The organism is Micromonospora sp. NPDC005220, from assembly GCF_040607895.1.
Lineage (GTDB): Bacteria > Actinomycetota > Actinomycetes > Mycobacteriales > Micromonosporaceae > Micromonospora.
The window spans coordinates 21,472-29,228 of record NZ_JBEXHP010000074.1 but is presented as its reverse complement, the minus strand read 5'-3'; the positions used below and the strand labels follow the sequence as shown (position 1 = coordinate 29,228).

Annotated in this window: 7 protein-coding genes; 1 reads left to right on the top strand and 6 read right to left on the bottom strand. The window is 72.6% G+C overall.

All coding sequences use genetic code 11. The features are described 5' to 3' along the window. Positions 1-118: 118 nt before the first annotated feature. From ABZU52_RS23255 to ABZU52_RS23230, 6 genes are all read right to left on the bottom strand, one after another. Positions 119-538 (bottom strand): VOC family protein, encoded by a 420-nt coding sequence (locus ABZU52_RS23255; RefSeq protein WP_354973091.1) that lies wholly within the window; start codon positions 536-538, stop codon positions 119-121. Then, on the bottom strand, positions 535-942 hold the full coding sequence (locus ABZU52_RS23250; RefSeq protein ID WP_354973090.1) for a VOC family protein: 408 nt from the start codon (positions 940-942) through the stop codon (positions 535-537). The genes ABZU52_RS23255 and ABZU52_RS23250 overlap by 4 nt, the downstream gene beginning before the upstream one ends. A gap of 164 nt (positions 943-1,106) precedes the next feature. Beyond that, the gene (locus tag ABZU52_RS23245) at positions 1,107-2,282 is read right to left on the bottom strand and encodes a HAMP domain-containing sensor histidine kinase (RefSeq protein WP_354973089.1); all 1,176 of its coding nucleotides are present in this window, start codon (positions 2,280-2,282) and stop codon (positions 1,107-1,109) included. After that, positions 2,279-2,947 (bottom strand): response regulator transcription factor, encoded by a 669-nt coding sequence (locus ABZU52_RS23240; protein ID WP_354973088.1) that lies wholly within the window; start codon positions 2,945-2,947, stop codon positions 2,279-2,281. Before ABZU52_RS23240 ends, ABZU52_RS23245 begins: the two co-directional genes overlap by 4 nt. A gap of 185 nt (positions 2,948-3,132) precedes the next feature. Then, a complete protein-coding gene (locus ABZU52_RS23235) occupies positions 3,133-4,416 on the bottom strand; it encodes a PQQ-binding-like beta-propeller repeat protein (protein ID WP_354973087.1) in 1,284 nt (427 codons plus the stop codon). Beyond that, entirely contained in the window at positions 4,413-5,693 is a 1,281-nt protein-coding gene (locus ABZU52_RS23230) for a PQQ-binding-like beta-propeller repeat protein (RefSeq protein WP_354973086.1), read from the bottom strand. Before ABZU52_RS23230 ends, ABZU52_RS23235 begins: the two co-directional genes overlap by 4 nt. Before the next feature lie 127 nt (positions 5,694-5,820). Between ABZU52_RS23230 and ABZU52_RS23225 the strand changes: the two genes are divergently transcribed. After that, the gene (locus ABZU52_RS23225; RefSeq protein WP_354973096.1) at positions 5,821-7,710 is read left to right on the top strand and encodes a hypothetical protein; all 1,890 of its coding nucleotides are present in this window, start codon (positions 5,821-5,823) and stop codon (positions 7,708-7,710) included. The last annotated feature ends 47 nt before the right edge of the window (positions 7,711-7,757 follow it).

Here is a 7,757-nt window from a genome sequence, read left to right as displayed (position 1 = left end):
GGGGCGTGGCCGGTTTCCCCCGCGCGGGGGGCCGGGGGGCCCCCGCCTCCCTGCGGCTTCCGCGCGCGCCCCCCCCCCCCCCCGGGGGGGGCCGGGGCCCCGTGCCGTACACCGGCGGTCAGGCCGGTTCGGCAACCTCCGCCGCGGCTCGCGCCGCCGCTGCCGCCGCCCGTTCGGCGGCGTTGCCGAGGACGCAGAACTCGTTGCCCTCCGGATCGGCGAGCACCACCCAACCCCCACCGGTCGGACTGACCCGATCGGCGACCAGCGTCGCGCCGATGCCGAGCAGCCGCTCGACCTCCTCGGCCCGGGTCCGGTCGGCGGGTTGCAGGTCCAGGTGCAGCCGGTTCTTCACCGACTTGCCCTCCGGCACCGCGATGAAGAGCACCTCCGGGCCACCCGGCGGTAGCAGCATCGCCTCCGGGTCACCGGGGAAGTCGTCGGGCTGCCGGGGGCAGTCGAAGACCTGCGCCCAGAAACCGGCGAGCGCGTACGTGTCGGAACAGTCGATGCTGATGTTATGGATGATCGAACTCACAGCTGGTCCTCCACAGTGGTGGTGATGACACGCTCCCCGGCGCTGCGGACCACGCAGAACTCGTTCCCCTCCGGGTCGGCGAGCACCGCCCAACCGGTCCCGTCGGCCTTCCGTCGGTCAGCGACCATGGTGGCTCCGAGACCGAGCACCCGCTCGACCTCCTCGTCCCTGGTCCGGTCGGCTGGTTCGAGGCAGATGTGCAGCCGGTTCTTGGTCACCTTGTCTTCCGGCACCTCTTGAAAGAACAGGTTCGGGGCGGCGTCGTCCGGCGGCAGGAGGGCCGCCTCCGGGTCGCCCGGGACGTCTTCGGAGTGCCGGGCGTACCCGAGGACGGCGGCCCAGAAGCCGGCCAGGGCGTACGTGTCGCGACAGTCGAAGCTGATGTTGCGGATCCGTGGATACACGGGTGTTCCCTCCGTGGTGCGGGATGGGGACGCTCCGCCTTCGGGGTCAGCCGAGGGAGACCCGGGGCGCGGAGCCAGGATCGGTGGACATCGACGCACCCCCCTTCGACCGTGAGCTGACTCTCGTGATCTTGCCATTGGCCGAACGCCGCAGGCAACCCGGGTCACCCGGCGATGGACACCGGGCCGTTCACCGCCGGGGCGTCCGCCGACGGCAGGGTGACCGTCACCTCCAGGCCACCGCCGGACTGAGCGATCACCCGTACGGTGCCGCCGTGCGCCGTGCAGACCGCCCGAACGATGGACAGCCCCAGACCGGAGCCGCGCGCGCCGGTGCGTTCCCGGCCACCACGGCGGAACGGCTCGAACAACCCCGGCACGTCCGCCTGGTCCACCTCGAAACCGGTGTTCCCCACCACCAGCCAGGACCGGTCACCGTCGGTGCCGGTCCGCACCCACAGCCGGCCGTGCAGGTGGTTGTAGCGGACCGCGTTCTCGATCAGGTTTCCGGCCAGCCGGTCGAGCAGCCCCGGGTCGCCGACGACCGGCGCGGACTCCAGCGACGTCTGCACCCGCAGGCCGATCCGTTCCACCTCGCGGCGCATCGCCGACAGTGCGTTGGCGGTGCCCGCGGCGAGGTCACACTCGGTCCGCCGGCCCAGCTGCCGCCCGGCCTGCGCCTCGCTGCGGGCCAGCACCAGCAGCGCGTCCACCAGGCCGTTGGCCCGCTCGGAGGCGTCGCGGACCACTGTCGCCATCCGTCGGTACTCGGCGGCGTCCGCGTCGTCGTCGCTGAGCGTCACGTCGATCTCCGTCCGCATCACGGCGAGCGGGGTACGCAGCTCGTGCGAAGCGTTCGCCACGAAACGTTTCTGGGCCTCGAACGCGGACGCGATCCGGTCCAGCATGGCGTCGAACGTCTTGGCCAGCTCGGCCACCTCGTCGTCGGCGCCCGAGTAGCCGATCCGCTGGTCCAGGGTCGCCTCGCCGAGCCGCTGCGCGGTCGCCGTGACCTGGTGCAGCGGGCGCAGCGCCCGGCCGGCCACCGCGTACGCGCCGGCCACCCCGACCACGCTGATCGCCAACAGCGCGACCAGGCCCTTGGCCAGCAGCTCGCCGGAGGCGGCGTCGACCAGCTGCCGCTGCCACTGGGCGGCGTCGATCTCTTTGCCGTCGGAGAGCAGCACGGTCGTGCCGGGCACCAACTCGTCGGTGGGCCGCAACGCGTCACGGACCAGCAGCCAGGCCAGCATCACCAGGATCGCTCCGGCCCCGATCAGCAGCACGCCGTTGAGCAGCGTCAGCCGCAACCGCAGAGTGGGGCGCAACCGCCGACTCACGCGGTCACCTCCGAGGTGCGGTAGCCCGCGCCGACCACCGTCTCGATCAGCGGCGGGTCGCCGAGCTTCCGGCGCAGCGTCATCACTGTCACCCGGACGATGGTGGTGAACGGGTCGGTGTTCGCGTCCCAGACCCGTTCCAGCAACTCCTCGCTGGAGACCACCGCGCCACGCGCCTTGAGCAGTTCGCTGAGCACCCCGAACTCCTTGTTGGTGAGGTCCACCGGCACCCCGGCGCGGGTGGCCACCCGGCGGGCCGGGTCGAGCACCAGGTCGGCCAGTTCGAGCACCGGCGGCGCGGCCGGGGTGGCCCGTCGGCCCAGCGCCTGCACCCGGGCGACCAACTCGTCGAAGGCGAACGGCTTGGGCAGGTAGTCGTCCGCGCCGAGCTGCAACCCCTCCACCCGGTCGGCCACCGTGCCGCTGGCGGTGAGCATCAGCACCCGGGTCAACGCGCCGGAGGCAGCCAGGTCGGCGCAGATCTGGTCGCCGTGCACGCCGGGCAGGTCGCGGTCCAGCACCACCACGTCGTACCGGGTGACGAACGCCGCCTCGTGGCCGGCGTCGCCGTCGTACGCCACGTCGACCGCCATCCCCCGCTTGCGCAACCCGCGTGCGATCGCGTCGGCGAGGTTGCGCTCGTCCTCGACCACCAGTACCCGCATCCCGGCCTCCTCGCTGCTGACCACCGACAACCTAGTGCCGGTCGGCAACCATCGTCCCTCGCCGTCCGCGCCGGCCGCCGTTGCGGGCCACCGCGGTGTACGTGATGCTGGCCGGCGGCACCGAGCGACGGACGGACCTGGTATGACCACTGCGGCCCCCGCCGCCCGCCCAGCCGAACTGGTGATCAGTCGGGCAACTTCCACAGCTGGTAGGAGCCGGACGCGCCGACGCTGCACACCAGGTAGCCGGTGATCGCCTGACATTCCCCGGTGGCATCGGGCAGCACGTCCAGGATCCGCACCTTTCCGGCACCGATGTTCAACTCGCCGACGAGCACCCCGCCGTCGGGATGCCGGCGGATGCCGACCAGCCGGCCGCCGGCACCGAGTTGGTACAGCTCCCACCGGCCCAGGTCGGCCACCTGCCGGCCAGTCAGCGCATCGAGCACGATGTACTGCTCCATCGGACCGAAGCCACTGATGTTGGCCATCAGCCGGCCCTCGTACGGCCAGCCCCACAACCAGCGGTCGCTGCGCCAGCGCACGTCGCCGGTCGCCGGGTCGAGCGCCTGCAGCTCGTTGCCAGCGGTGCGGAGACACACCACGGGCCCACAGTCCAGGGCGAAGTCGATCGGGCCGCTCCTGCGTGTCCAGCGCCGGTCCAACCGGTCCAGCCCGTACGCGTTGATCGTGCCCGAGCCTCTGTCCACGGCCAGCAGCAGGTCGTCGATCAGATCGATCCCGAGCGGCGCACCGGTGGGCGGGCGCATCTCGGCCCGCGCCAGCGGCGCGCCGGTGGTCGCGTCGCGGACCTCGACCTGCCCGTTCGACTGGTTGAACACCAGCCGGTCCACCCCGTACCCGGTGTCCCGGATGCTGATCTCGGCGGTGGTGGGGGGCAGCTGCCACCGCACCGTGCCGCAGCACGGATCGACCGCGCGCACAGTGGACGGTTCGGTCTCGCCGCCGGTACGCAGCAGCAGGTTGCCGTCGGTCAGCTTGGAGACGGTGCCCGGCTGCTGCCACCGGTACTCCCCGGTCGCCCGGTCCAGTGCGACGGTGAGTGTGTCCCGACCCTCCGGGCCGATCTCGTACCCGGTGGCCAGCAGCATGCCGGCCAGCAGGGTCATTCCCCAGTACCGGGCCTCCGTTGACAGCGGCACCTGCCAGACCGGCTCGCCACCGGGCAGCCGGTACGCGGCCAGTCGCGTCTGCCGCGTCGCGGTGTTGATCGGTTCCATGATCAGGAGGAGGTCACCGTCGACCATGACATCGGACCCGGGGGTGGCCGACAGCGTCACCGGGGCCCGCCGGGACGGCGGCACGGCGGCGGCGGCAAGCGTGACCAGCGCGAGCAGCACGACCAGCGCGCAGCGCAGCGGGCGATCGTGAGCGCGGGGTGGGCGGGGCAACGGTCTCGGGTCCGGGCCGTGCCGCAGCTCGCCGAGGTCGATCACCGAGTCGGTCATCGGGTCAACCTCCACAGCGCGGTGGTGCCGTCGAGACGACGGCAGAGCAGAACGGGCAGGGACGCCTGGCAGCTGCCGGCGATGCCCGGCAGCACGTCCACGATCCGCGATCGGCCGGCCACCAGGTCGAGTTCGGCGACGACCATCCGACCGCCGTCGGTCCGGCGCACACCGACCAGCGGATCGTCCGGTCGGCGCACCGGCAGCAGGCTCCACGTACCCAGCTCGATTCGGACCTGTCCGGTCGCCGCGTCCCGCGTCGTGTACCCCCAGCCGGGCCTGGCCATCAGCAACCGGCCGTGCCGGACGTCGGCCAGGTTGTCCTGGCCGAGTTCCGACCAGCGCACCGCGCCGGTGGCCGGGTCGAGCACCTGGACGCCGCCGGTCTGCGGTACCGCGCAGAGCAGCCCGCCGCAGTCGACCACATGCGACACCAGCGTCACCTCGGCCGTCCACCGTGGCGCCAACTCGGCCAGCCCGAAGCTCACCAGCCGGGTGCTGCCGGGCGGGACGAGCAGCAGCAGGTCGTCGACGACGTGCACCCGCTGGTACGCCGACCGGTCACCGGGCAGCGTGTCGACACTGCGCAGCAGGTGGCCGTTGCCGGCGTCGTGCACCTGCACCTCGCCGGTCGGTTGCAGGAGCACGAACCGGTCGACCTGGCCCTCGGAATCGCGATGGAAGGTGGGGTTGGCGGGCCTCGGGAGCGGCACCGACCAGAGCAGCCGGCCGGTGTCGGGCTCCACCCCGCTCATCACGCCCGCCCCGTCCTCGCGGACGTCGGTCAACAGCAGGCCGCCGCCGGTGGTCGCTTGCAGAGCCCCCGGATGCCGCCACCGTTGCTGGCCCGTCGCGCCGTCAAAGGCGGTGGTCTGGAACACCCGGTTCGGTTCGTTGACCGCCGTGGCCAGCACCAACCCCCGTTCGACCCGGACGTCGAGGTAGTCGCCGATGCGGGCCAGCGACGTCTGCCACCGACGCCGCACACCGGTGTCGGGCGGTGACGGCTGGGCGTACGCGGTCAGGTACCGGTCCCCGTCGGATGTCGGCGGGTCGACCACGAAGACGCCGTCCCCGGCCAGGTACGCCGCGGCCCGCCGCGACGCCGGCACCACACTCACCGTCCGCTGCGGCGGTGGCGTGGCACCGGCCAGCACCACCAGGCTGAGCACCAGCGCCGCCGCGCTGCGCAGCGGGCGGCCGGCGGCGCGCGGGCGGCGAATCGGAGGTGCCGACGCGGGCTCGTCCCGAATCTCGCCCAGCTCGATGATCGACAACGACCGTCCTTCCGTCCCCAGGTAGGGCTGGCCGACGGGTCACCGCCCGGCAAACCGACCGTCAGCGCACCGGGCCGGCAAAAGCGACGGAACCTCGCCTGTACGATGGCGCGTCGTGGCTGTGCCGGTGGTAGACCCTTCGCTGAATTCCGTGACCGACGCCGACCCGGCCGAGGCCGACTCGACACGGCGGCCTCGACGCCGCCCGGCCCGAGCCGACCTGTTGGCCCTCGGAGCCTATGTGCTGCTGGGCGTCTTCGTCTGCCTCAACTACTGGGGTGACGTCAACGGCCGGGTCTCCTCGCACCTGCCCACTGATCACAGCTGGTTCGAGTGGCTGTTCGCGCACGGCGCGTACTCGGTGCGGCACCTGGAAAACCCGCTGTTCACGGCCCGTCAGAACGCCCCGGACGGGGTGAACATGATGGCCAACACCTCGCTGCTCGGGGTGACCCTGCCGCTGGCCCCGCTGACCATGCTGCTCGGCCCCCAGGTGATCTACGCGCTCTACCTGGGTGCGGCGTTGGCGGCCACCGCCGGCACCGGTTACTGGATGCTCTCCCGCCACCTGGTGCGCTCCCGGGCGGCGGCGTTCGTCGGTGGCGCGTTCCTCGGCTTCGCGCCGGGAATCATCCACCACGCCAACGGCCAGCCGAACTTCGTGTCCAACTTCCTGCTCCCGCTGATCGTGGTGCGGGTGCTGACCCTGGCCGAGCCGGGCCGGTGGCGACGCAACGGGCTGGTGCTCGGGGCGCTGGTGGCGTACCAGATCTTCATCAACGAGGAGATGTTGCTGCTCACCGCGCTGGCCTGCCTGGTCATCGTGCTGGCGTACGCCGTGCAGCGGCCGCGGGCCACCCGGGCCGCCGCCGGCACCTTCCTGGCCGGGCTCGGCGTGGCCGGCGGGCTGGCCCTGGTGCTGACCGCGTACCCGATCTGGTTCCAGTTCAACGGGCCGCAGTCCTACCGGGGCCTCCAGGGCGGGGTGTTCCACAACTGGGGCGAGGACCTGGTCGCCTTCGTCACCTTCGCCCGGGACACCTGGGCCGGTGACCCTGCGGTGGAGAAGACCATCGGCCTGACCGAGCAGAACACCTGGTTTGGTTGGCCGCTGGTGCTGCTCTCGGTGGTGGCTCTGGTGCTGCTGGTACGCCGCTCGCTGGCCGCCCGGATCGTCGCGGTGCTCATCGTGGTGTTCAGCGTGGCCGCGATCGGGCCGTGGGTGCGATTCAACGGTGCGGAGACCGGCATTCGCGGCCCGTGGTCGTACGTGTCGGACGACCTGCCGCTGGTCGAGATGATGATGCCGACCCGGTTGACGCTGGTGGTCGCCGCCGCGGTGGGCGTACTCCTCGCGTTGACCTGGGACGCCGCTTACCGCCAGGGGCGCCCGGTGGCCCACCGGCCCCGGGTGCCGGCCCAGCGGACCGGCGAACCGGCCCCGGCGGCGTCCGACGAGCCGGCCACGCCCGCGCCGGTCGCGGCGCGCCGACGGTGGCTGCGCCCGGTGGGGTACGCGGCGGTCGCCCTCGCCGTGCTGCCGCTCTTCCCCCGGCCGCTGCCCGCCCAGCAGATGGACCCGCCGCCGCACTTCATCACCGCGGGCGGCTGGCGGCCGTACGTGCCGGCGGGTCGAACCCTGGTGCCGGTGCCGATCCCGAGCAACGTGCACGGCCTGCCGACGCTGCGCTGGAGCGCGCTGACCGGGCAGGAGTTCCCCGTTCCCGGTGGCTACTTCATCGGCCCGAACGAGCTGGGTGAGGGGGTGTTCGGCGCGCCGAACCGCCCGACCAGCAGCCTGATCTACTCCACCATGGACAGTGGCGCGGTCCCGGCGCTGACCGAGGAGAACCGCCGCCAGGCCGTCGAGGACCTGCGGTTCTGGCGGGCGTCGGTGGTGGTGCTCGGGGCACACCCGCGCGAGGCGGTGCTCCGTGAGCTGGTCACCGCCCTGCTCGGGCCGCCGCAGCGGGTCGACGACGTCTGGGTCTGGGACGTCCGCGCCCTGGTGGGTTAGTCGAACACCGCGCCACCGGTCGGCTCAGCCACCGCGCCACCGGTCGG

Bases quoted from the DNA above. Each gene is read 5' to 3' on its own strand.
- ABZU52_RS23235 (WP_354973087.1), bottom strand. From the start codon at position 4,416: ATGACCGACTCGGTGATCGACCTCGGCGAGCTGCGGCACGGCCCGGAC.
- ABZU52_RS23240 (WP_354973088.1), bottom strand. From the start codon at position 2,947: ATGCGGGTACTGGTGGTCGAGGACGAGCGCAACCTCGCCGACGCGATC.